The following is a 25,712-nucleotide window of genomic DNA, read 5'->3' on the forward strand; positions in this document are numbered from 1 at the left end:
AGAAAACCGTCAGTTAGACGGGGATAGCCTGTGGACTGGTCTTGTTGCCGACTTCTCCAGTCCTGTTGTAGGAAGTAGACGAAACCCAAAGTGATGAGCAATGAAGATTGTTGAGTAGCTTTGAGTAGGTTTTATATAACGGAAGAATCACTAATGGCGAATTTCCTATGAATTTTGGCAGAGTTATTGTATTGGCAAGCAATGTGTTTCGGGAAGTGGTGCGCGATCGCATCCTTTACATTATTGGTTTTTATGCTTTAATACTCGCAGCCGCCCTGCTCTTACTTCCTGAATTTGCCGCAACAACAGAGGACAAAATGTTTTTAGACTTTGGTTTGGCGGTGATGAGTTTCCTAGGCTTAATTGTTGCTATATTTGTTGGCACAGGATTGATTAACAAAGAAATTGAGAAACGCACTGTTTTGCTATTAATTGCTAAACCTTTAAGCCGCAGTGAATTGATTGTTGGTAAATACTTTGGTGCCTTAGCAGTACTAGCGCTACTCATCGTCACGATGACGGTGATTTACCTAGGATTTTTGCAATTTAGGAATATTCCTTATCCTGTGGCAAGTCTTCTTCTTGCCGCAATTTTTCTATTTTTACAGTTATCTTTAATAACTGCTGTGGCGATGACCTTGGGTGTGTTTACGAGTTCCTTGTTAGCGACAGCTTTAACATTTGCAGTGTATCTGGTGGGTAATTTTACCAAAGATCTACTACAACTAAGTCGTTTAAGTAGCAATCCTAGCATTGGACGCATTACTCAAGCTTTGTATGTTGTCTTGCCAGATTTATCTCGATTAGATTTAAAAAATCAAGCTGTGTACGGTTTGGCTGCGCTGCCTGACACGATGTCACTCATTTTGAATGTTGTCTATGGCTTAATATACACTATCCTACTGTTAGCAATAGCTATCTTTATTTTCTCGCAACGAGAATTTTAAGTATTTGGCAACTATTTCTAGAGACTATTTCTAGAGACTATTTGTAGAGACGTGCCATGGCACGTCTCTACACTAAAGACGAGTCACTTTCCCTAAATTAAAAAAAGAATATATGAGGTTGGTGAATTGTTCCGTCAGGCATGATAGCACCTTGTAGTTTTGCATTCGTCAAATTTGCCTCCCAAAGGTTTGCCTCACTCAAGTTTGCTTCCATGAGATTTGCCCATGTTAAGTCAGCAGCAGTTAAGTTCGCTTGATTCAAATTTGCTTCTAGCAGCATCGCTCCACATAGCTGTGCGCCAGTGAGATTGGCTCTCACTAAATTCGCTTCGATGAGCGATGCTTCAACTAATTTAGCTTCGGTTAAGTCGGCTTCGCTTAAATCAGCATCACACAAGGAAGCTCCCCATAGCTTACTTCCACATAATTTCACTCGCCATAAAAAAGCGCCACACAAATTTGCATGGGTTAAATCAGCAGCAGTTAAGTTAGCTTCACACAAAGAAACTTCATACAAATAAGCTTCCTGCAGATTGGCTTGCATTAAATTTGCGCCACTTAGGTTTGCACCAGTGAGGACTGCTCCACTGAGATTTGCAAAGCGTAAATCTGCTCCTATCAAGTTAATTCCACTTAAATCAACTGCTCTCAAGTCGATTCCACTTAAGTCGCATCCACTTAAATCCCTTTGTTGAAAACATTGATCTGTAATTTTACTGAAAATGAATTCCTGTTTTTCAGCAAAGTTTCTCATGGTATTGACCTCTGGGTGTAACATATCCAAATTGGAAATACTGAAAATCATTGTATTTTTGAGATTACACCCCAGAAGTAGATATGCTGAGTAAAAATCTCAAAAAAATTACGAAAAAATTCATAAAAATCGGTAAAAAGCTTAATTTAGGCGCTTACAGTCCTTTTTTGTGTCAAAATACTTTGATAAAGGTCACGAAAGGTTGATATTTTAGCAAATAGCTAAAGTCGTGTTTAGGGGATGGAGTTAGAACAGATTCTCAGTACTCACAACTCAGCACCCATTAACGTGTTTGCATGGGCAACGGCTTCCAATCGGAGTAACCAGCAAGATGTCCCCAGTAAGCTAGATACCCTGTGAAAGCGAAGATTAAAGCAGCAGCTACCAGTACTATTGCGCCAATGATCCGCAAAGTGCGTATCGATTGGAAATACAGTGTTGGTGCTGCAAAGACTCCTCCTAACCCTGCGAGGATAAATCCGATTCCTGATAATAACGGGCTTCTTGTCAAACCTAGGTTAATAATGCGTACACCAATTACAATGGCAGCAAGTCCAGCGAAGAAGCCATAGATTGCTACTGTAAGTAAATCCCAACCTTGAGCTAATGCGATCGCAGTACCGATAAATAAAATCCCAAACAAAACGGTTGTTTCGCCATAAGCAATATTGTAACTTCCAATCACAGGCCAAGTGAAAATCATGTGTAAGCCAGTAACAAGTGCTACTGCCCCTGTCATACCGAAACCAGGAACCCAACGCTTTTGATTGGTGCGATTCACACCAAAATATACGTAACCGGCAAGCAGAAACAGCCCTGCTACCAAATTAATTAACATTAAGGTGATGTAGTTAATAAACATAATCTACCTTTTGATAGTATTTTGATAGTCTTTAAATCCTATTGGAATACATATTTTGGTAACTTGAAAATACGCATTTAGAAGCATTTTTTTAAATAGCAATACTGGGATAATTGCAAGCAATATTTACAAAAGTCAATAATTACTGAAAAGCTAAAAACTCTACATGACTCAAACTTGGCTGTGGATTGGTGTCATTAGTATGGCACTAGGAAGTGTTTTTTTCGGATTCGGCGCACATAATGCTAAAAATGAGCGTTGGCAAATACTACATACACTAAATTTTTTCATTTGTTTGATTGCTGCTGGACTTTATCTAGCAATGGCATTCGGTTTAGGAGTTAATATTATCAATGGTCGTCCAACTTATTGGGTACGATTTCTGACTTGGTTTTTTTCCACGCCGCTGTTGCTGCTAGATTTAACTTTTTTAGGAAAAACAAGTCTGCCTATTACAGGTAGCTTATTGGGAGCAAACGCCTATATGCTGGCGACTGGCTTCGTTGCTACAGTTACACCCAAACCAATGAGCTACATTTGGTATATTGTCAGTTGCGCTGCTTACCTAGCAATTATCTACTTGCTGGTGCAGCCGTACCGTGTTCAAGCTGAACGCAAACATCCGAGATCAAAGCAAGCATTTCGCAAGCTAGTAACTGTGCATCTCGTGCTGTGGACACTCTATCCAATTGTATGGATTCTTAGCCCAGAAGGTTTCAGCAGTTTCGGTCAGGGTTCTGAGACAATGTTTTACACGCTGCTAGATATTGCCTCTAAAGTTGGTTTCGGTTTTCTATCGTTGAACACATTGAGTAAATTGGAACAAGCAAAAGAACCAGCAAGAGAAGAGCAGGTATCATATAAATTATGAATTTTAGATTATGGATCATGAAACTTTTGATGATTCATAATTCATAATTCCTAACTCTCCTCACCCCAAGTTCGCAACTGCAAATACACTAGCACCAGCGTTATTGCTAACAGTACAGTTGCTGCTGCTGCTGCATAACCAAAATCAAATTGACCAAAGGCTTCTTGATAAATGTAATAAACGAGTAAATTAGTAGAATTCAAAGGACCTCCACTAGTCATTACATAAACTTGTTCAAAACTCCGCAACGTGAAAATCACAGTTGTGACTGTGGCAAATATTAAAGTGGGTCGTAATCCGGGTAGGGTAATGTGCCAAAATTGTTGCCAAGAATTCGCGCCATCAAGTTCCGCCGCTTCGTAACGACTTGGAGGAATTGCTTGTAACCCTGCCAAGAACACCACCATATTGAAACCCAATTGCTTCCAAATACTTAATATAATTAGGACTGGCATTGCCCAAAACGTGTCTCCTAGCCAGGAAATTGACGAAATGCCAATACTATTTAATAGTGCGTTCACTGGTCCTTCTGGTTGAAACAACCAGCGAAACCCTAAACCTGCGGCTACCAGAGAAATGATTGAAGGTAGGAAATAGGTGGTTCGCAAGGCTTCGCGCAATGCTATGCTACCGTTTAACAGCACAGCCAGTCCTAAAGGAATAATGAGACTGGGAATGACCGTGGCAACTGTAAAATAAAAAGTGTTACCAAGAACTTGCCAAAAATCGGGATTAAGAAGCAAGCGCCAATAATTTTTAAGCCCCACCCAGTAAGCCCCTGTTGAGGTGAAATTACCAGCGGTGAAACTGAGGAAGAACAAATAGGCAATAGGACCAAGGATAAAGATGCCCAGAAAAATCACTGCGGGAGTGAGAAAAATCCAGGCGGCAACTGTATCATTATCTAACCACGACTTAGTAGTATATATTTTTGGCATCTACTGATTTATCCTCCCTGCCGTTATGACGCTTCGCCCTGATTCTACTCCAAGCCTGGTTTCTCCCGATATAAGTGCTGACACACTTCGGACACAATCTCCCTTGAAATTGGGAATTTTGGCTTCTAGGAATGGCAGTAATTTTGAGGCTGTTGCCCAAGCAATCAAAGACGGGCAACTAAACGCCCAAATTCAAGTTTTAATCTACAACAATCCAGATGCTTATGCGGCAGTACGGGCAGCAAAGTGGGGTGTCCCTGCTGTACTTCTCAACCACCGCGACTACAAAAGCCGCGAAGAATTGGATGAGCAAATTGTGCAAACTTTGCGGCAGTATGATGTGGAATGGGTAGTTATGGCAGGTTGGATGCGACTGGTAACGTCAGTTTTTATCGATGCGTTTCCTGACAAGATTATCAATATCCATCCCAGCTTGTTACCCAGTTTTAAGGGTGGGCATGCTGTAGAAGAAGCCCTTGCTTCTGGGGTGAAGATTACTGGTTGTACAGTGCATCTCGTTTGTTTAGAAATGGACAGTGGTCCGATTTTGATGCAAGCAGCCGTGCCAGTGCTACCTGATGATACACCAGAAACACTCCACGCTAGGATTCAAGTTCAGGAACATCGGATTTTGCCACAGGCGATCGCCGCTTGTGGCGCTGTTCCTTGCCCAATCACCCTGGCAGCACAATCGCAAAAATCTACATCCATATCCTAGAGTGTGTGTCCTGTCAAAACAATTCATAAGGTACGGCATTATAAATTCAAAATTAATACCCCATGGCTAAAGCCAGGGGCTTGAAATAAGGATGCTGCGCTTTTTTTTGTTTTCCATGTCGCGCATACAGGGGCTTGCATCCTGAATTAATCAATTCAAAATTGTTTCTTGATTTTTGATAGCCCAGCCTGGCACTAAGTGCCATACATACTTTGAATGAGCGAATTTTGAATTCAAAATTCGCTCATTCATTACCCGCAACTTGGGTTAGTACGATTCTATTGAGACACAGTAGTTGCACCGACTGCCATTACTGGAGACCATTCACTGACGCGGTTGCCATCTAAGACAGCTCGCACTCGATAACCAAGCTGAATCTTATGCATCAACAAGATTACTTCACGGTTGAGTAATCCTTGCGATTTTTGGTTTTCATTAGATGCAGCTTGTATACGAAAGCAGCGATCGCTTTGACGTTCCAACTTTGGAGATCTCCCTTGCATAAGCACCGTTTGCAGTTCGTATTCTTTAGCTTCGGGATATGGTTCCCAGCAAAGTTGCCAGTAAGTTGACCAGCGAATTAACTCTGCTGGTAATTCCTCGACTTCATCCGACAATGTAGAAACAAGTCCGGTGACTGGAGGTTGTACCGCCTGAGGCTGATTGGAGGTGATGTCAGCATTTACGGGGTCTATAAATCCAGGTTGCCCAACCTTCTGTGCGGCTAAAGATGAACTGTCATCAACACCTAGTATCAGTCCGAATATCAAAGTGAACAGCACAATCAATCGTAGGCATTGTAATTGCACCGACAATATTTTCCGATTCATCATGATGCAAAAGTCAGTTGCTTACCACTCCACAGGTAAAATCAGGTTGCCGTTGTCGACATAGATTGTTCGAGAACTGATGTGCGTTCTGGGAGGTACTGTAGAGTTGAAGACTGCGCTTTTTTGCCCAACTGCTGAGTTGTTGCCGATAACTGCACTGTATATAATAGAGTCCGGACCTAGCCCTACAGCATCACCTACGCTAGTCTCAGGACCATTAGCAACACCATTGACAACCTGCCTACCGCCATGAACTAGAACGCGAGGCCCATAACCAACTCCATTACCAAGAGTCAAGTTAGTTGATGCTAACGCATGAAAGACAACATTGTTTGCCATCCCAGCAATTTGACCAACATTAAGAGGTTGACCCTCATCACCACGCAGCGAAATTCTATTAGCTAGTTTGTTGTTGAGGTTTGCTAAAGAATCTTGCAGAACGATATTACCGATGATGCGGTTACGATAGTTCGGATCACGAGTTGGACTTCCACCTATCTGTGGCAGACCTCCGGAGTTAAAAGAGGTGACGGGAGCGTAATTTATCCCTCTTACATTTGACAAGTCTGCTCTGGCTAATTCTGCGTAACCTTTGGCCAATGCTTCATTGACTGCAACGACACCTTCCATCAATCTAACGTCGGCTTGTGTCAGGTTTGCAACCTTTCCAAGGGTGCCGCTACTAGCTTCTAGGTTGGTTGTGACGTTTTTACCAGGCAAGACAACTTTACCAGCCGGTAAGGTAACACCAGGGCCAACCCGCGAGAGAAAGTTGACTACTGAGTTTCTTTCTATAGTTGCACCGTCTACTTCACAGTTGAAGGCGAGAAATGTCTCTGGAATAGTATTGCTGAACTGAGTATTAGTAACTGGGTCGGTAAAAGGCCCGGTTGAGCCTTGAAGACCGATTTTAGCTGCACCTTTGATTGTGGCCATGTGTGCCATAATCACACGCTCACCTACTTGCACTCCTGTTCCGGAAGCTGTAATTTTCGCTTGGTCTTGGACGTTAGAATCTGCCGCGATGCTAATGGGGCCATCAGTAGCGTTTAACTCTGCAAATGGAGCGACGTAAACATTTTCCCCCAAGCTAATATTTGTGGGATTGATGATTGTTGCAGTTGGGTCAATGAAACTAGCTGACTCTGCCGGTGCTGCACTTGGGCATATAGGTAGGTTAGCCGCAGTTGGATTACACGTTCCTCCAGCGGCTACTGCGGGTTGTATATATATCTGTGTGCTGATAACAAACGCTAGGATAATCGCAGTTAAGGCACTAAAAATTGTGCGAGGTTTGAACATAGAAAGAAGAGTCCTCACGGTTTATGGAATATTTGGCTATGGGAAATCTGCGTTAACGAATGAGAGATATAGCTAGGCGATGGGTTACGTCCCACCGTAGGTGATCACCTATGCTGGGCGGAACGCCATCTCAGGCGTAGAAATGACCAAAAAATGACACTGCAACAGCCTCTATTTAGACTTTTTTTAGGTATGAGACAAAGAATTAACCGCCCCAAAAACCTGCCAATTCGTAGAAGATGTCTAAGACAAGTGATAATAAAGGCTGCAAAAGCGGAACTGAAATTGTTGTTGTTGCCCCAGCAACCGCATTATTGTAGACAGTCTCCCAAGCTTCTGGCCCAGTTGTGGACTGTCCATATACTTTAGTACTCACAGCCAGCGTGAAGGCTAGCACAGTCAGACCAGCTAGTATTGTGCGACGTTTAAACATTATTCGTTGATACCTAATAGTTCGCCAAGTTTCTTTGGCAGGATAAAGCGAAAAGTTAAAGGAAACGCGGCTTAAACTTTTCGGTTTACCTGACCTAATAATCGTCAAATTTTAAGTTAATGAAGCACTAATTGCTACAAACCCTGATTAAGAAATTATTATATTCTTACTTGCTGCTTTAATACTAGAGCTTTTTCTATTACAAAAATTTATGGTGATGATAAAAATGTTGCTAAAGAGATTATCAAAAAATAAAACATTCAAATAATAATCATAATCACTGTCTAGAGTGGGGAAAAAACGAGCGATCGCTATTGCAAATACGGAGGGATCAAACCCGGAAATATCACAAACAGACAAAAAATACAATACAGTTCAGTTAAGGCTGAAAGCGTTATTGAGGAAAAGAAAGAGGTTCAACTTGTCGTCCAGTACTTCTGTGTTTTGGCAATTTCATCGCGAAACTTGGATACAGGTTCTTTGACAATGGGATTACACCGATGAACCCGTTCAGGTAACAATGTATCTACAATCCCTAGAGTCAGCCAATCGAAAAAAGGGGCAAATCTTCGCTTTTGAGGCGTTGGCTTGAAGACTATGAGATTGAGATTCTTGAAGACTATTGCAAAGCGGTCGGCAGAACAAAAAGCGATGTACTCAGAGAACTCATTAGAAAGCTAAAGGCAAAGAAAAAGCCGTCAAACGAAGGACGGGGCTTTAGACCCATTTTTTTGCTAAACAAAGTCTTAGGCTGCTGACCCTAAGAACTCACGTATGTACTGGTTCACTAACTGTGGCTTTTCCTCGTGAACCCAGTGACCACAACCAGGCACGTAGCGAACTGTCAAGTTTTCTACATAGTTTTCTGTACCAACAACCAACTCTTTACCCAAAGCTGCATCTTCCTCGCCCCAGATCATCAACGTTGGCACTTTCAAAACTCCCCAACCTTGGTCAACTAACCAGGAGTGAATTTAAGGTCATGCGATCGCTCCTGCTGCTATTTTTTCCTCTCAGAATCAGGGGCGTAGGCATAGCCCGCCGCAGGCATTGCTCAACGCTGTCTCAATACGGCTGGGAGATTCAACAGGAGCGATCGCAAGTGTGATTATCAAAATTACCTATTTTAAATGTTCCCGTGAGCAGTTTTGAGTAGGTTTCCTTCCAAAAGAAATTGTTCAGATAAAACCAAAACCCTTGTCCGCAACACAATGTAGAACTCTCGGATGGCGCGTCTCTACACACATGATTTTTTACACATCAATCTTAACTGAACCGTATTGGCCTATATATTATAGCACAATACGGTATGAGGTGCAAGATATTAGTAAATCAAACAAAGATCGATTCATAAATACGGTTCTGAACTCTCAAAGTTCCCTGTTGCTTGACTACTAGCCCCGACAGAAGCAATTCTCTTTCCTCTGAACTATCAACTGCAACAATCTCTCCTTGATGCAAAATTTGTCGATAGAGTTCTAGTAGCCGAACGGATTGTTTGCTCTTAAGGAGGCGATCGCGGATGGTTCTCAAATGCTCTGGTTCATCCTGTGATTCCCAATTCTCTATTACCTGAGTTCGCACCAAATTTTCAATCCATTCGGCTTCTCTGTTGGTAGGGATAGGAGATGAAGAATTGCGGATGAGTCTACAGAGCTTTTGGGTCAAAAAAGGCTGACCATTGGTCCAGGCTAACACTTCTTTCAGCACTGTTTGAGGATTACTCACTTTCTCGGTCAATCCCTGAAGTAAAGGTTGCGCTTCATGCTCTTTAAAGCCTTCCAATTGAATGGTCTGACCGATGTTAAAGGGCGTTCTTTGGTGGTCAGTAATTAAGTCGCTAGGGGTAATGACTCCAAAAAGAGCAAAGGTTAAACATCGATACTCTGGATTAATACTACGCTGATTATAGCAGGAGCGAATCAGAGCAAAAAAGTCATTAACTGGGAAATTCAAGCCCAAAAGGTTATCAATTTCATCGATAAAAATTATCAGGTTTTTAGGGGTAGTGTCATCATTTTGAGCAACTTCAACGAGCAAAACTTCTTCAAGAAATTGACTCAATCTCTGAACCGGAGAAATATCTCCTTGCTCTTGCCACCAAGTTTTTAGATTAACCTTTCTTAATAAACCAAAACTTCGCCATAGCTCTACTGTCAAGCCTTTGTACCATTGGTCAGGCGTGACGTTTTCGCTACCAATGCGGGTGAGATCAATTGCCCCGCAGCTAAATCCTTCATGCTGGAGATGGTGTATCATGCGTACCATCAGGCTTGACTTGCCCATCTGCCGAGGATTGAGAATGTAACAAAACTCCCCGCGCTTCAACGCCTTGTAGAGATAACGGTCTGCTGAACGCACAACATAAGTGGGAGCATCCATCGGCAAACTTCCTCCCACTTGATAGTCAAAGGTAGAGGGTTGTTCGCCACTTTTAAGTAACTCGTTTTCAAAGAGCAGTTCGGCTTGGGTGGCTTTGAGAATTTCTAGGGTTTGTGAAAGTTCATGAGTGCGCTCTTCTACTCTCAACTCTAGATTTCGGTTATAATCTTCTAACTGTCCGTAGAGACGGGCATTTTCAATGGAGATAGCAGCTTGAGCAGAAAGAATTCTTAAAACTTCAATGCGATCGCTGGTAAATGCATCTGTGGTTAAATTGTTTTCTAAATATAAAATACCGCTTAGTTTGCTTTGATGTAGCAAAGGAGTACAGAGAATCGATTTTGGTTGAGTGGCGACGATGTAGCGATCGCGGATAAACTGTTCTTCTTCGGTAGCGTTACTAAGAACTACATTTTCTTGAGTACGGACAACATAGTTAATGATCGCAACTGGTAGGATAGGTGTCTGCGTATCGCCATCTACAGAGTCAATCGGAAGCGATGCTCCTAAAGGGAGCCGAGCCCTTGCGGGCGATCGCAGTAGAGCCACGTCATCAGAATCTACTGTCCCTTCAGCTTCGATTACCCATTTATGATCTTTTTCCAATATTAGAAAGCCTTTTTCAGCACCTGCATTTTCAATTACAGTTTTCATTAACTTAGCCAGCAGTTGGTCTAGTTTAATTTCGCTAGCTAATACTTGAGATGCTTTAGTAACTGTGACGATATCAAAGGCTTGGGGATTTGTACTAGCAGTAGATTCAGTTGTATTAATGCTTTGGTTTTCTTTTCGGTCGTTTATATCCATTAGAAACTGTGGGTACTCCGATTCTAGGGCTTTAACTTTGGCTTTTGCACCCCAGCAACTATAACAATGATAGGCATTTCTTAAGTATAGTTTCCCTATTTCTTCTCTACCCAGAGAGAGATAAAATTCTGCTGCGCGTTCGTAAGCTATAGCTTCTTCGTGAATAAAATCAGATTTTTTAGCACCTTTAATTGCTTTTTCATATAGTTCTTGAGCTTGCCAATTTTGTCCTAAGATTCGTGCTTTTTCTGCTTCGACTAAATCGTATTTATTTTGAAAGTTCGCGGGGCAATGACCAGCCCATATTTTCATATCCTGCTGATTTTTTTCTACTTGTTCTAATATTTCTTTTTGCTGGTCTATAGCGCAATTATGATAGTGAGCGATAAAGGAAAGAGAAGAGTAAAAATTGTGTTGTGGTGCAGGTAAATAGTACGAACAACTTTTAACGTATTTTTTCGCATTGATTCCGCTTTCATAAGCCCGTGCATAGTCTTTAAAAAAATAGCATGAAATTGTCTTACAAAATTGGGCTATGAAGAGCAACCATCCGTTGTTTATTTGCATCCAATTCTTTAAATATTCATCTTCTTGTTCCCAAGAATATTCCTTAAACAACCGAAAACTATTTTCTTTTTCAGAAATCAAATTTATAATTATTTTTTGGCATATCTTTATGTAAAAAATACTGTATTCTATATTCAATTTTTCAATTTTTTTAGTATAAACTATGTAAGTTTCCTCAACTTCTCTTAAATTAAAGCCTCCAAAAAAAATTATTAAACAAAAGCTTATAATTGCATAACCAGCATATTCATTATTTCCTGTATCTAAACCTGTTTGATAACCTTTCAGTAATTGTTCCTGCGCCTCTTTATTTCTAAGAAACTCTTTCCAATGAAATATACAGCCATAATATAAGTGAAATATTAAGGCTTCTAATCTCATAACCTTAGATTTTTGCTGCAAGTTAATAGCAAGTTTACCAAATTGATATCCAGAATTAATATCCCTCATTACTCCACACATTAATGCTCCATAAAAGCTGTAGACAGCCGCAGCTTGTGGTGCATTTCCATATTTAATCAAGAGATGAAGTTGCACAAAAATTATCTCAATATGTAATGCAAATTTTGTAGTAGTAGTAGCAGCAAAAATATGCTGCAATATTTGTAGAGCTACTAGTTTATCTGGAGCGACCATTGTAGGAATATTAACTAAATCTTCAATTTCTTTTCCTTCCAATAGCAATTTTAAATATTTTTGTTCTTGTATAATTCTATTTTCTAATTTGCTCCCATTGTCTTTTTGAGAGATACATACGCCTAGTTCTGCTAAATATTCTAAGGCAGTATCTATTGCTTTTTGTGGCTCAAAAATTGCATAGTAGACAAGCAATAGGGCTTCGTATACTTTAACTCGATCTAAATTATTCTGAGTTTCTTGCAAAACCTTTACAGCTAGCTCTTCCACTTGAGCATACTTTGTGTTTAAATAAAGTCCTTCTAAAGTTTCTACATGGAGTTCTAAAGTTAATTTATAATGTTTCTTCCAGCTATTTGATGCTAAAAATCCTAACCCAGTTTCTAAATATTTCAGGGCTGGTTGATAAGCTGTTGATGCTTTCGCTTTTTTGCCTGCTCGAAGATTTAATCTTGCTAACTTATCCGTTTCCGATTGCTCAGTAATTAATTCAGAACCTTCGTTTAGTTGCTTGACAATATCAAAAATATTTTCTTCCAATTCATTATCTTTTGTATTTTTCAGTAGGAGACGACCTACTTGCAGATGAACTGCTTTTTTCTCTGCTTCTGGAATCAAAGCATAGGCAGCTTGCTGAACTCGGTCATGCAAAAATTTATAGGGGATATATTCGGGAATTTTAGGAATAAAGGCATCGGATATTTCTGAAGTATCCCTTGATATTTCTTCCTGATCCCAAAGTAGAGCTATTTTATAGTCATTACTCAGGGGTAAAATCAAACCTTCCTCTAGTGCTGGCTGAAGTTCTCTTGCTGTAATTATTTGAGATTGATTATTGACAACGGAGAGGACTTCTAAATTAAATTGATTGCCAATACAAGCAGCTAATTTCAAAATATTCTGAGTTTTTTCATCCAGTTTGTTAATCTTGCAGATAGTTAATTCAACTACATTATCAGTGATTCCTACTCTTTTAATTTCCTCAATATTCCAGTGCCAAATATTTTTATTATGGTCAAAGGACAAAAGATTTTCTTGGTACAAAAATTGGAGTAATTGAGTTGAGAAAAAAGGGTTTCCTTGAGTTTTATTGGTTACTAACTCTGCTAGAGTTTTTGACTTTTCTATTGAGCAGTTTAAAGTATCGGCAATTAATTGATTGATATATTTGATTCCTAATGGTTGCAGCGAGATTTTATTGACGCTAGCACCTTCTTTTCTGATTTGCTCTAAGGTTTGCATCAAAGGATGAGTAGCATCAACTTCATTATCTCGGTAAGCTCCGATTATCAATAGATGTTGGCTGTCAGCATCGGTTATTAATAGCTCAATCAACTTCAGAGATGCTAAATCTGCCCACTGTAGATCGTCGAGGAAGATAACTAAGGGGTGTTCTTTTTGAGCGAAAACAGTAATAAATCTTTGAAAAAATAAATGAAATCGATTTTGAGCCTCAATTGCTCCTAATTGCTCGACTGGCTGCTGTTTACCGATAATCTGTTCCACTTCAGGAATAACATCGATGATAACCTGAGCATTAGGATTCAAGGCTGCTAAAAGTTCTCGTTTCCAAGTTTGTAGTGCTGCTTCAGATTCGGTAAATAACTGTCGTATTAAGTCTTGAAAGGCTAAAGCGATCGCCGCATAAGGAATATCTCGCTGCAACTGATCGAATTTTCCGCTAATAAAGTACCCTCGCTGGCGTAATATTGGTTTATGAACTTCATTAACCAAAGCAGATTTGCCAATTCCTGAATAACCAGAAACCAACATAATCTCACTGCTGCCTTGAGTGACTCGCTCAAAAGTAGTTAATAGTTGCGTAACTTCTTCTTCTCTACCATAAAGTTTTTCAGGAATGACAAAGCGATCGCAAATATCCTGAATTGCTAAACAAAATTCGTCAATTTGCCCAAGACTCTCTAAGCGATCGCGACAGGTTTCCAAGTCGGCTTTGATTCCCCAAGCACTTTGGTACCGTTCTTCTGGGGTTTTTGCCAACAATTGCATCACAATGTCTGAAACGGCTTTAGGTATTGGTTGAGACGTTGAATTTAACGTTTCTACAAGTTCATGTGGGGGAACAAGTTGTTGAGCAATATGACAATGAACTAATTCTATAGGGTCAGTAGTTGCAAAAGGTAGTTGATTAGTCAGCAGTTCGTAGAAAGTAATACCCAAGGAATAAAAATCGCTGCGGTAATCTATCCCTCGGTTCATTCTTCCAGTTTGCTCTGGAGCAATATAAGCTAAAGTTCCTTCTAGGCGCTCAATATTGCCAACTGTCTGATTTTCCCACGATAAACGAGTGGAAATGCCGAAGTCAATGATTTTGAGTTGTTCAGTTTCTGGGTTATAAACGATATTAGAGGGGTTAATATCTTTGTGGATGATATTAGCAGCGTGAATAGCCCCCAAACTCTCAGTAGTTTTGATGGCAATAGAGAGAAATTCTTTGAGAGTAAATTGGCGATTACACATTAACAATTTTAATGATTCACCGCCAAAGTCTTCTAAAAACATAACTAGACTATTTTCATATCGCTGCAAATCATAGGCTTTAATCACTCCATCCGTATTTAAGGAGCGGGTAACTTCATATTCCTGCTTGTATCGAGTCAATTCTGAGGGAGTAGGGTAGTTTTCTTTAAGAATCTTTAAAATAACTGGTTGATTATCGGGCTTGAGAATGGCTCGGTAGACTAATGAATTAGCACTTTCATAGATTTTTTTTAATAATCTGGTAGTCTGTTTGAATATTGTCTGACTGCCGATTCATAGGAAGTTTGATAAAGTCCTGGAATTTTTTTACAGGCTTTCCAGGATTTTATCATTGTGCATAAATTTTAAGCTACATTTTTAATTAGCTGGAACTGAGTGGAATATAGGGATAGGGAGACCTAAAATAGTCCACATCTATTAAATATTTGCCATTTTCCTTTTTATAAAAGGGAAAATGACGTGTATCTTCTGGGTCTTCTTCTGAATATTCTTCTTTTGCATATGCCCAGTCTTGAATCTCCTTTTTATCGGCATCAGCAGGTATGCTTGGATAGGGAATAGCAACCTGATAACCTACCCAAGGTTTTTCCTGGCTAATAATAATCTCTTTGATGTCACCATGAAACCTATTCCAATCTACTTCTAAACTATACTGAATAGTGATTTCACCTGTGCTTAAAATAGGTTGGGAAATTTGGTGGTATTTATCTCCTCTTTTATAATAGGCTTGCCCAGCTAATAAGAGAGATAAAGAAATTCCTTGCCAAGCTCTGCTGCTAGGCAAAATCAGAAATCTTGCTTGTTCTGGAGGTCTTTCTTTAGGCTTTAAAGGCGAGTAAATACTAGGATCGTCAGGATCGGGGTTGTCAGGAGCATCTCCTCCACCATAAAGGAAAATTTCTCTAGCGATGAGACCATCTAAAATATCAGAGTCAATAGCATCCCACTCACCAGTAGTAAATTTATCCCACAAGTCAGTGTTTTTAACTTTCAAATAAGACCACCAAGTTTTAGCAATCAACTGAGATATTTTGCGATTATGTAGTAAAAATCGCATTGGGCTATAAAAATTACCTAGCTCAGTTTGTTGATGTTCTTTGGATAATGAGTCGATAAAACCTTGGGGAAAAACGACTCCTGACGAGGGTAAATATGAAGATAGTTGGTTTTTTGGATCTTCCTTTCGTCTAGGATAATTTTCTAAGTTGTTTATTGTTTCTTCATCGAGTTCAAACTGATTGAAACTCTGTGGGTGAGTGTTATTAGACGTTTGACCATTATTAGATTCATTAACTCTTGTTTTCGCCAATATGCTTGTAGTTATTCTCTCGTTTTTTTCTTGAGAAGGTTCTACATACAGAACCTGGTAATAGGTATTGTCCTTAAACACCATATTTGGCAAAACTGGATCTGATGCCGCCATTGTCCTTTCCTCCTATATGATTTGTAATTCAAAACAAATTGTAAAAACGGCGAGGATTATCCCAAAGAATCTTTTGCACAGTTTCTTTCGATAATTTTTCCTCAAGCTTTACCATTTCTGCAACGATGTTCGGCTTGTGATCCATATGGGGATAGTCCGAACCAAAAATTAAGTTGTCCGTGCCAATATATTTGATCGCCTGAGCCAGTAATGGTTCTGAAGGCTCTATGGCAATAAAACACTGGCGACGAAAATACTCAGAGGGCTTGATTTTGACATTATCATTAATTTTATCCTCCCAATGTAAATTTTCGTATTCTTCATCTAGTCGCCACAGCCAATAGGGAAGCCAGCCACAACCGGACTCCAGAAAAGCCACTTTAAGTTTTGGATGACGTTCTAATACCCCTCCTTCAATCAAGGCTAATAAAGCCATCATCTGTTCCATCGGATGAGAGCAAGCGTGGGTAGCAAAACGAGTGTTAAATCTTCCTGTTCCAGTAGTTGGCAAACGACTGTGAGTCCCTTCGTGAATGCCTACTGCTATGCCTAGTTGTTCGCATTCTGTCCAAAAAGGCTCGTAAGCGGAGTCGCTCAATAGTCTTCCTTTTACGGGGTTTGGGCGTAAAAACACGGCTTTCCAGCCAAAATCGACAATTCTATGCAATTCATGCACCATTGACTCTGGCGCGTGCAGATTAATAGCTCCTACCCCCTTCAACCTATCTGGATCGTAGCTGCAAAAGTCCTTTAACCAATTGTTGTAAGCGCGGGTAAAAGCGCCAGCAACTTCCGCTCGCATAGTATTGCTCGCCCAAACCCACAATCCATAAGTTGGGTAAAGGAATGCCAGATCAATCCCCATCTGCATCATCTCTTGAACGTGAGACTCGACATTGTAGCCTTGGAAATAAGCATTAGGATGAGCTTCCATCATCTGCTTATTCGCCTTATCTCGAACTTGCCTAGAGACTTTTCTTACAATGTCTACCCCTTGAATTTTCATGTCTGGTGAGGGGGCAAACTGTTTAAATTCTGGTTCGAGATATTCAGCCCACATACTGGGAGGTTCAATAACGTGGGAATCCGCATCAATAATCGAATATCCGTTTAACATGATCTGTAATTAATCTGTCTCGGAATTGGGAGTCGGTGCGTAACGCTACAAGTTTGATTACTACGCTGAAATTTTTTCGTAGCTTCACACATCCTACAGTTTTTCGTGTCAGTTGCGTAAGTTTTATTTTTCTCAAAAAAGCGGTCAAATAAACTTGATGGTACTACCAACAATTTTTAAAGGATTATTGATTTTTGATAAATACTTATTAAAATAATCAATTTTTCCAGCAGACTTGTTCAGACTATTTGTAGCTTGTTCAATTTTTGAACGAGGACTGTCAAGATTATTATTGAGAAGCTTTTTTTTAAGTTCTTCATCAATCATAATACCCTTTATCTCAAGTTGTATTGTTTCCAGTCTGCCCCATTTATCTTTTGCTTCTTGCCATTTTGATTCAGAAATTTTTCCAGAGTTTAAAGCGTTGTCAGCCTTGACTCTAGCAACATCAATTGCTTTAGTTATAGCCTCATGAATCTCTTACTTCCTGACTCATTGACGATCGCTAAAATTCAAAGGTTGCGTTGGGAATATCCCAAAAGCAGTGAATTACCTTTGATATTAGTTTTTCTCTCAGTCTCTGAAACTCATAAAAGTTATCCCAGAACTCATAGAAAAACTCATGAAAAATAACATCACTAAGTAGGGAGAACCTCACATCCACATCGGAAAAGAAATGAAAAGTGCTGAAATTTGCATAAATCGCCTAAAATTTAACTTAACCGGGTGTTAGACGAGTTAAAGGTAGAAAAACATCCGGTTAAAACTTTTATCGTGAACTTCCCCCTTTGACAAAAGTCGTATGCGGCGAACTTTGACTGCAAGTGAGGTTGTCAGGCTGATAGACGTTGGCTATACTCACTTAGAAAAGCGTTAAATTTCGACAGCCTTGTTTAGTTTTGCGTCCATACAGAAAAATCCCTCCAGCACTTTTTTAGATCGGTCAATAAAATTTGAATTCGGATCAACGAATTTTTACGTATCTACTTAATCTTGAAAATCAGTAGGCAGTTGGAAAACTTTTGACCATCTCTAGCACAGCCCTCAGAGAGGATATTAAGGCTCCTTGAATCCAGCCTGGAGCAGGCGACAGATGTTCTCCCGCGAAGTGTAGCCGCCCCTCAGGTTTGAGTCCAGCTTGATAGTACCAATCAATATCTGAGGAATCGAAATGGGTAAAGGCTCCAGTACTCCACTTGTTCTGATCCCAGAACATGGAGGCGTTACCTATGACTTGCCCTGGTTTAGTAATCTCCTCATGGAATTTGCTGATAGAATTTATGACCGTCTGAGCCCGCTCTTTCTGACTCAACACACCCAGCCGACGCGCGCTCATACCCCAGGTATAACTGCCCAAAAGTACCCCCGGTTGTTTGGCAGAAGTCCCCTCGTCTCGCTTGCAGAATGCATCAGAGTAAGCTGCATGTAGAGCCACGGGTTGAAATTCTCGACCCTCCTGTTGCTCTGGCCATGGTTTGCGGTAGTCCTCGACGTGGTTAGAGGGATAGTAGGTCTGGCGGCTAATGCGATCGGAGATAGACGCACCGCCAACAATGTCGTACTTTTCGTCTTCCCAGAATCGCTCTTGGCAGTACAGCAGCACCTTAGTAGAGGACGCATAAGTAATGTTGCGGATAGCAAGCATTTTTTCAGCACTAAAGCCATTCAACTCCAGACGGCGGAGAACTGAGAAGGGAATCGTGCAAAGGACGTAGTCGTAGTGTCTCTGGAGCGGCTGTTCACCTGCTGTGAGTTCCACCTCGTTTTCTTGGGTGGTGATGCCCCGTACTTCAGTTCTAAACTGGATATCCTCCCGAACAGTTCCCCTCGTGTCTATTTGCTTGTCAGCGAGGCAATTGGGGAGTCTATCCATGCCACCGATAATCTCTTGCAAGCCGCTGCTGTGACCCGCAATCGTTGATCGAAGCTCGTCAAGGAGACTGCCTTGCCACAGGTTTTCCAAGGAAGTCAGAGAGCCAATCAGCTCCATCGCTCCGTCAGGCTCAGGACGCTCCTTATGGAGAAAGTGGCGCACAGTTTCGGCATCGAGTTTTTTCAGCTTGTCAGTCAGTTGACCACTGTAAAGGGCTAGCTTATCCTCTTGCGAAAGGTCTTCCAGAATCGGGCTAAAAAGATTATCTAAAATGGCACCTACTCCCTTTGGGTAGCCATTTTCACCAATTTCACTGGCTAGCGCTAGGTCGCTTGGACGGAGGTTTTTGTATTGAGGATAGAGGTTGTTGATCGCTTCAAAGATGCGGGTGATAATGCCCCGAATATCATAGAAACCCTTAGGATTGGAAGTGATGAAGCGACCTAGTTCAAGGTTCGTTTCTTTAATGTAATGGCGGGTATAGTCGTGCTTGCCTGGGATACGCATAGCACCATATTCGCCGTATTGACCGTTATCGAAGTGGTGTGTCCAGACTCGACCTCCAACTCGATCTGAGCCTTCCAAAATTTCCACTTGATGACCCCGCTTCTTTAATTCATAAGCTGCTGCTAGACCAGCCATTCCGGCTCCGAGAATCCCAATCTTTTGACGCTCCTTACCATTATCGACATTGTTGATCTCTTTAAGTATGCTCTCAACAGTCGTCCAGGGTTGATTTATACTTGACATTTTTGACCTCCTAATGGCTAATTTTTTAACGGGACTTAAACAATTTTCAAGCCAGAACTAGCTTTACTCAGATCTTGCACCTATCCGTATAATCCTGGGTTTAGTCAAAAGCAGCGCAATAAAGCGGAGAGCGTTTTTCTTGGCTTTTATCAGTAGAATAAGGATTTTAGGATTAGTACTGTGTGTAAAAACCATATCAATTTTTCTTAGTGCAAGATATGAGCTTTAATATTAGTTTTTCTCTTATAGAACTTACGCATTGACAAAATTTTGATTATGTGAGCATCACCATAGTAGGCATAAATCACCTCAAGAAAGTCGGGGTTATTACCTTGTGAGGACATAAGCCCTCCTTCTACTTCTTATCTAGGTGTAAGTGAAATCAACTTATGCACGCTGCGGAAGATGAACGTGGATTTGTAGATATCAAGCATTTTGCCGCCGCAGTACAATTGATCCGCAGATACAGACAATGTTTCCACGCGATCGCGCACGTTATGAATAATCCAGTCTTTTTGTACAGTGCGTAAGTCCTAGTTTACTGACTTGAGGCTTTTATTCTTTCCTTCAGGTTGTGACACTTGAGGGTGCGGAATGTGAGCTTCAATCGCAGTGAACTACCTTTGATATTAGTTTTTCTCTTAGTCTGTGAAACTCATAAAACTCATCTTAGAACTCATAGAAAAACTCAGGAAAAATAACATCATAAACTAGAGAGAAACTTACATCCACATCGGAAAAGAATTGAGTCGCTCTTCTGTCAGCGGCTCTGACAACCAACCCATTTTCACTGGAACCTCATAAAGCCGTCCAGGCGCTAACCTTTTCCACATATGGCGCATTCCAGGAACGATAACCTTGGCAACGTGAAGTCCAATATCAGGACGAGTCTGATCTAAAACCAGCATTTCTAAACCATTGTTCTCAACGATTTGTTGACACAGCTTGACATCTTCGAGTAAATCGTCACTTGCAATTTCGCGATAATCGCCACTGACTTTTGCAGCAATTCTCTTGTCTGGAACTAGATAAGGTTGATTGGCTAAGGTTGCGGTTTTCCACCAATCTACCGCCAAGCGATCGGCTGATGGAGGATATTGAGTACTTCCATCAGCTTTTGTAAATAAAACGTTAGGTAAAATTTGGTTAACTTCAGTCAAGGCTCGACTAATAGCAATCTTGGCATCGAAATGAGCGCCATAACCCAAAACAATATCTTCAAAAGAGCGATCGCTCCTCCGACTAATGGCTGCAAAAACTGGAATATTCAGATCACTGGTAATATCTAAAACCCAAAGTTCCCGATTAATAGTTTGATAATATTGCTTCAGGCTTTGAAAATAAGGCTCGTCGAAACTATCTAAATCCACTTGAGGCTTTTGCAGGGAGTTATACCACCATAACGCGACAGCATCCCGCTCTACTAACTCCATAAACCCTTGCAAAATCGCTTCTTCAAGAGTATTACCTGCCGCACATCCATTAGAATCAGCCCAACAGTCGGGTTTATAGGACGGTTGATAGCCATAATAACAGTAAGCCGTTGGCAGATACTTAAATTCTTGATGGGTTAAAGACCAAACGGGAGTCCAGTCAATTTCTCTTTCTTCATCAAAAGGTTCAGGGACTTTTTGAAACCAGCCTTGACACTCAACATTCCATTGCTCTCTATTGTGATATTGCTGTTGGCTGAAGTTCATACAAGCATTGGGATGGATCGCCTTATCTCCCATTTGTTGGTAACTGCCTTTTTCTCTAATTTCATCCCCTTGAAACACCCCAGAATATCGCTCGATCGCTTCACAGAAACCGCTAGCCATAGCTTGAGAGTCAGTTCTACCTTTACCTGCACTTCTACCACCCAAATTTTGCCGCAAACTAGCTGAGTCGTCGAAAATACTGAGAAAATGATGTTTGGCAATGTAATTATGAGTTAATCCATTCCCAGGAATTTTATTGAGTTCCCGCACAACGCCAGTAATGGGGCTAATAAGATGTTGATATTTCCTGAGAGTTTCTTGTGGCGAACAAGAACGATGTCCTCCATCGGCGGTAAAGGTTTTCTGGCGGTGTTCTAAAACAACAGGTAGGGGGTTTTTAGTTAACCCATTTACCATCTCTCCACAGCTAGAACATTGAGGACGCTTAACGAAGCTATGATTTTGAGTTTGCAGTGCGATCGCATCGTAAGCAATCAAATTACTTTCTAATTGTTTATTTTCCCCTTGGACAATCCACTTAAACACCTCTGTGGCTACCATTCCTAAAGCAGTTTGTACTGTAGATGGCAAAAATCCCAAAGGAGGAGTTAAAGGGGAAGAAATATGCTTTTGTCTCTGAATAAACCCTTCAATCGGTCTATTATCTTGCAAACGCTGGGCTAAACAGTTCCAACAACCTGTTTTCTGAGGATTAAATAAAGGGCCAATCCAGACTATTGTCCCTAATGGCTTAACCAGCATCCAGGGAGATTGGGATTTTAAGGCTTGTTGATTAAACTTATCTAGCTCAACATTGAGATAATCATCAGTTAAAACTACTGTCAAATCACCTTCGTCTGCTACTTGAATTTGGAGAGACTCAAGCACAGTAATCAAGTCCTTAGCAGAAACTGAACCATTAGCTTTTACTGCTACTTTAGTTGCTCGCAATCTTTGATGGGCTACTGTGGGAGCAATATTAAGATGATGGCAGAAGATACTTAAGTGCGATGGGAGAGAGTTATCTTCTTGAACAAGATAGCCCTTTTGTTGCATTTGTAATAAAGCATATTGGACTTTAATACTTACATTGAGAACTTCTTGGAAGAAGGTGGTAGCTGAGTGTAAAGATTTTGGGTCTTGCAGTAGTGACTGTTGAATAATGTCAATAATTTCGTCAATATTGCGATTGCTATCGATTAAAGTAGCTAAACTACAAGAAAGGCGATCGCTTAACCAGACTTTTTCTCTCTCGGATAACAAAAATACATTGTCTGTTTCTATAGTTTCAACAGAGTAACAAGGATTGAATTGGGGTTTAGGTTGCATTGATCGTTATTAGTTGTTTGTTTACTAATCCCAGTGGGATTCTAGCGCAATACGCTTCAGTTAAGGCTTAAATAGTTGTCAATTATGTATTGTTTCCAAAGTATCCCGTTAATAATTCGGGGTAAGGAGCAACCCTCTAAATATTGACAAAAAATGTGCTCTGTTAAGCAGTTCACTACTTCGGGCAATGTTTTATTTTCAGTAAAAACTGGGGGATTTGCTGTACTAATTAATTCAATAATCCTCACAGCTTAAAAACATTTTTCTCGTTTTGACAAGTTATGAATTTTACAAAAATTCATGCGCTTAATGCCAATCCAGTAATATATTTTGACAAAAGCCAAATATTGTGATTTGGGTTACTTTTTAGCGATGGCACTCTGTGCCCGCAATCATGCGAGCGCGCGGAACGCAGACGCGCCTTGGCGTATCGCTAAAAACGGAATACTAAAATTCCCAATTTGAACAACAACCCTATCTTGCAGGGCAAACGCATCTTAATTACTCTTGACAAAAAAACTTAATTTGTGTGTCAACGGGAGAATAAGAATTTATTGTTTGATTGGTTTTTCAGGGGTTAACCGATCGCTTAAAATCTTGTCAATAAGCGGGCATTAATGCAATTATTTTGGGGTTGATTGACATTTAGAGGCTCTTGTTGACAAGATGCGTTTGCCCTGAGCGCAGTGCAATCATGCAATCGCATTCATTTTCAGTCTACTGAAACTACAAAAGGGTTTCAAATCTAATTTTGTGTAATTAATTTTGATTAACTACTTCACAGGATTTTATCACTCTCATGAGAAAATAATCTTGTAGTACAAGGCTTTTCCAAAAATCCTGATTTCAACTATTTACTTAGAAAATAAACTCTCTACCCCTGGGCACATCTAAAGTTAGAAAATTGGACTTAATTTTTCTTTAGCAAAGTGATGGAAGCTGTCCACGAGCGCTAATTTGCTCGTGATGGTAGAGCGTTAAAAAACTTCTTCCTTTACTTCCTGTGCGCTAAGAGCGCCCCGCTGCGCTAACAGCATAGCAGCCGTTTGCCTTCTGTCTTATCAAACGTGACATTTGCCTGTAATCTCTATGAACCTTGATTGTCTGTTTGAGATTGTTGACCGCCTGCTAATTGAGAACCACAATCGCCCCCTTAACTCCACAGAAAACCTGATTCTGCATGGCATTTGGCAGTGTAGAACTTATAACCAAATGGCGATAGAAGCAGGTTATAGTCCCGGCTACTTTACCAATGTCGTTGCCCCAGAGTTGTTTGGGCGGCTCTCCGAGGTCATTGGTCAGCGTGTGACCAAAAAAAACTGTCGGGTGCTGCTAGAGTCTTATGCCATCACCAAAGCGGCCCCAAAAACAAAACCTTTGAGACAAGACCTGACGCGATTTCCCCCCACAGATAACCAGAATACGTCACCTTGCTACCCCAGTGGCTCAGTTCCTCTTGACTCTCCCTTTTACCTCGAACGTTGTTGCCTTGAGGAGCAAGTTTATCAAGAAATTGGGAAACCAGGAGGGCTAATCAGGATTAAAGCTCCTAGAGAAATGGGCAAAACTTCACTGCTGCTGAGGATTCTTGACTATGCGAACCGCCAGGGCTACTACACTATCAGCTTGAATTTAGAACAAGTTGATCGGGCAATTCTGAGCGACTTGAATCAACTTTTGCGCTGGTTGTGTGCCAATATCGCTCGCCAGCTTCAGCGTCAACCGATGTTAGACGAGTATTGGGATGAAGATTTGGGAAGTAAAATTAGCTGCACCCTCTACTTGCAAGAATATCTACTAGAGTCAATTAATACTCCCCTAATCTTGGCGTTGGATGAAGTGAACTATATTTTCGAGCATCCCCAAGTAGCGAAGGATTTTCTACCTCTGTTGCGTTCTTGGTACGAAGAAGCGAAAAGACTGCCCATTTGGCAAAAGCTTCGTCTGCTCGTGGTTCACTCAACAGATATTTATGTTCCTCTGGAACTTCATCAGTCTCCTTTCAATGTAGGGTTACCGATTCAGTTAGACAGCTTTAGTCAAGAAGAGGTGCAGCAGTTAGCCCAACGCTATGGACTCAATTGGACAGATGGGGAAGGAGCCAGACAATTAATGGCAATGGTCGGGGGACATCCGGCACTAGTACACTTAGCACTCTATCATCTGGGTCGAAAGGAGATAACTCTGTCGCAACTGCTAGAAACTGCTCCCACTGCTAGCGGAATTTATTTTCATCATTTGCAGCGTCACTGGGCAACCTTGCAAAAACAGCCTGAGTTAGCACAAGCTTTTGATACCGTTCTGAATGCCAGTGAAGCTGTTCCCTTAGATCCCATCCTAACTTACAAGTTAAGCAGTATGGGGCTGATTAAACTCTCTGGAGCTCAAGCGATCGCAGGTTGTGAATTGTATCGGCGATTTTTTACGAAAAAGGAGCAGCAACATTTAATTTATACACCATATTTCTTGTAAAGGACTTCCACGAAATAAAATATACAGCTATAATGTCTCAGCAATGGAAACTATTGTATCTCGGTTGGATGTAACACAGATTTTTTGTGACGTAGATGATTTCTGCTTCTCATGGGAGAGGATGTGGCAAAAAGTACCACAACTTCCATCAATGAGTGGAGAGCGTCTTTAGATGTTTGACACTCCCCACGGCTGCATGAATTTCGCTCCGCTCCATTCATGCAAAAAGCCGGGGGATTCTTGGCTCATTGACGTTTCTTGCCTTTACAGGTCTTGCGACCAATAGAAGTAGAGGAAACATCTCCCCAAGCGTTACTTCCCGCTTGCCCAGCGGTAGACTTTGCTTTACACAAAATATTGATAGCTGCATTTACATCACGTTGCAATACTGTTCCACAATGTGGACACTTGTGAGTTCTTGTAGACAATCCTTTCTTGACCGTCTCTGCTATATAAAAGCTAGACAAGTCTAGACATTTACTTCTTTCTTCACGGGGAG

At 40.8% G+C, this 25,712-nt stretch carries 18 protein-coding genes and 1 pseudogene; 5 read left to right on the top strand and 14 right to left on the bottom strand.

All coding sequences use genetic code 11. The features are described 5' to 3' along the window. Nucleotides 1-167: 167 nt before the first annotated feature. Nucleotides 168-947 carry an ABC transporter permease gene (locus ACM0OZ_RS17060; protein ID WP_414584006.1) on the top strand — a complete coding sequence of 260 codons (780 nt, stop codon included), beginning with the start codon at nucleotides 168-170 and terminating at the stop codon, nucleotides 945-947. 97 nt (nucleotides 948-1,044) lie between these two features. Here the strand turns inward: ACM0OZ_RS17060 and ACM0OZ_RS17065 are convergent, their stop codons facing one another. Continuing rightward, complete coding sequence (locus tag ACM0OZ_RS17065) at nucleotides 1,045-1,701, bottom strand: pentapeptide repeat-containing protein (protein ID WP_414584007.1); 657 nt, start codon at nucleotides 1,699-1,701, stop codon at nucleotides 1,045-1,047. A gap of 283 nt (nucleotides 1,702-1,984) precedes the next feature. Continuing rightward, nucleotides 1,985-2,563, bottom strand: a complete 579-nt coding sequence (locus ACM0OZ_RS17070) for a DUF981 family protein (RefSeq protein WP_414584008.1) — start codon at nucleotides 2,561-2,563, stop codon at nucleotides 1,985-1,987. Between the two features lie 166 nt (nucleotides 2,564-2,729). On the opposite strand from ACM0OZ_RS17070, the gene ACM0OZ_RS17075 reads away from it, so the two are divergent. Next, on the top strand, nucleotides 2,730-3,434 hold the full coding sequence (locus ACM0OZ_RS17075; protein WP_414584009.1) for a bacteriorhodopsin: 705 nt from the start codon (nucleotides 2,730-2,732) through the stop codon (nucleotides 3,432-3,434). Between the two features lie 50 nt (nucleotides 3,435-3,484). Here ACM0OZ_RS17075 and ACM0OZ_RS17080 read toward each other — a convergent pair whose 3' ends face one another. After that, nucleotides 3,485-4,372 carry a carbohydrate ABC transporter permease gene (locus ACM0OZ_RS17080; protein WP_414584010.1) on the bottom strand — a complete coding sequence of 296 codons (888 nt, stop codon included), beginning with the start codon at nucleotides 4,370-4,372 and terminating at the stop codon, nucleotides 3,485-3,487. A gap of 25 nt (nucleotides 4,373-4,397) precedes the next feature. On the opposite strand from ACM0OZ_RS17080, the gene purN reads away from it, so the two are divergent. After that, on the top strand, nucleotides 4,398-5,090 hold the full coding sequence (gene purN, locus ACM0OZ_RS17085; RefSeq protein WP_414584011.1) for a phosphoribosylglycinamide formyltransferase: 693 nt from the start codon (nucleotides 4,398-4,400) through the stop codon (nucleotides 5,088-5,090). Nucleotides 5,091-5,368: 278 nt separating this feature from the next. On the opposite strand, the gene ACM0OZ_RS17090 is transcribed toward purN, so the two are convergent. From ACM0OZ_RS17090 to ACM0OZ_RS17105, 4 genes and pseudogenes are all read right to left on the bottom strand, one after another. Then, the gene (locus tag ACM0OZ_RS17090; protein ID WP_414584012.1) at nucleotides 5,369-5,923 is read right to left on the bottom strand and encodes a hypothetical protein; all 555 of its coding nucleotides are present in this window, start codon (nucleotides 5,921-5,923) and stop codon (nucleotides 5,369-5,371) included. A gap of 18 nt (nucleotides 5,924-5,941) precedes the next feature. Continuing rightward, entirely contained in the window at nucleotides 5,942-7,222 is a 1,281-nt protein-coding gene (locus tag ACM0OZ_RS17095) for an acetyltransferase (RefSeq protein WP_414584013.1), read from the bottom strand. A gap of 205 nt (nucleotides 7,223-7,427) precedes the next feature. Continuing rightward, the gene (locus ACM0OZ_RS17100) at nucleotides 7,428-7,655 is read right to left on the bottom strand and encodes a hypothetical protein (RefSeq protein ID WP_414584014.1); all 228 of its coding nucleotides are present in this window, start codon (nucleotides 7,653-7,655) and stop codon (nucleotides 7,428-7,430) included. Between the two features lie 746 nt (nucleotides 7,656-8,401). Continuing rightward, a pseudogene (locus ACM0OZ_RS17105) lies at nucleotides 8,402-8,602 on the bottom strand (alpha/beta fold hydrolase); the annotation flags it as partial. Here ACM0OZ_RS17105 and ACM0OZ_RS17110 point away from each other — a divergent pair. Beyond that, complete coding sequence (locus ACM0OZ_RS17110; protein WP_414584015.1) at nucleotides 8,581-8,763, top strand: hypothetical protein; 183 nt, start codon at nucleotides 8,581-8,583, stop codon at nucleotides 8,761-8,763. The pseudogene ACM0OZ_RS17105 and the gene ACM0OZ_RS17110 sit on opposite strands and share 22 nt — an antisense overlap. Before the next feature lie 224 nt (nucleotides 8,764-8,987). Here ACM0OZ_RS17110 and ACM0OZ_RS17115 read toward each other — a convergent pair whose 3' ends face one another. The 6 genes from ACM0OZ_RS17115 to ACM0OZ_RS17140 all read right to left on the bottom strand — a co-directional run bounded on the left by ACM0OZ_RS17115 (nucleotide 8,988) and on the right by ACM0OZ_RS17140 (nucleotide 22,741). Further along, nucleotides 8,988-14,807 carry an AAA family ATPase gene (locus ACM0OZ_RS17115; RefSeq protein WP_414584031.1) on the bottom strand — a complete coding sequence of 1,940 codons (5,820 nt, stop codon included), beginning with the start codon at nucleotides 14,805-14,807 and terminating at the stop codon, nucleotides 8,988-8,990. 103 nt (nucleotides 14,808-14,910) lie between these two features. Continuing rightward, the gene (locus ACM0OZ_RS17120) at nucleotides 14,911-15,972 is read right to left on the bottom strand and encodes a hypothetical protein (protein ID WP_414584016.1); all 1,062 of its coding nucleotides are present in this window, start codon (nucleotides 15,970-15,972) and stop codon (nucleotides 14,911-14,913) included. 28 nt (nucleotides 15,973-16,000) lie between these two features. Beyond that, a complete protein-coding gene (locus ACM0OZ_RS17125; RefSeq protein ID WP_414584017.1) occupies nucleotides 16,001-17,089 on the bottom strand; it encodes an amidohydrolase family protein in 1,089 nt (362 codons plus the stop codon). A gap of 144 nt (nucleotides 17,090-17,233) precedes the next feature. Then, a complete protein-coding gene (locus ACM0OZ_RS17130; protein ID WP_414584018.1) occupies nucleotides 17,234-17,416 on the bottom strand; it encodes a hypothetical protein in 183 nt (60 codons plus the stop codon). Nucleotides 17,417-18,089: 673 nt separating this feature from the next. Continuing rightward, nucleotides 18,090-19,712: a flavin monoamine oxidase family protein gene (locus tag ACM0OZ_RS17135; protein WP_414584019.1), complete on the bottom strand. Its 1,623-nt coding sequence runs from the start codon at nucleotides 19,710-19,712 to the stop codon at nucleotides 18,090-18,092. Nucleotides 19,713-20,434: 722 nt separating this feature from the next. Beyond that, nucleotides 20,435-22,741, bottom strand: a complete 2,307-nt coding sequence (locus tag ACM0OZ_RS17140) for a TOMM precursor leader peptide-binding protein (RefSeq protein WP_414584020.1) — start codon at nucleotides 22,739-22,741, stop codon at nucleotides 20,435-20,437. Between the two features lie 1,089 nt (nucleotides 22,742-23,830). On the opposite strand from ACM0OZ_RS17140, the gene ACM0OZ_RS17145 reads away from it, so the two are divergent. Next, entirely contained in the window at nucleotides 23,831-25,213 is a 1,383-nt protein-coding gene (locus ACM0OZ_RS17145) for an AAA-like domain-containing protein (RefSeq protein WP_414584021.1), read from the top strand. Between the two features lie 245 nt (nucleotides 25,214-25,458). Here the strand turns inward: ACM0OZ_RS17145 and ACM0OZ_RS17150 are convergent. Beyond that, a partial coding sequence (locus tag ACM0OZ_RS17150; RefSeq protein WP_414584022.1) for a zinc ribbon domain-containing protein occupies nucleotides 25,459-25,712 on the bottom strand: 254 nt, incomplete at its 5' end.

It is taken from the genome of Scytonema sp. PCC 10023, assembly GCF_963920835.1.
In the GTDB taxonomy this organism is placed as follows: domain Bacteria; phylum Cyanobacteriota; class Cyanobacteriia; order Cyanobacteriales; family Nostocaceae; genus Kalymmatonema.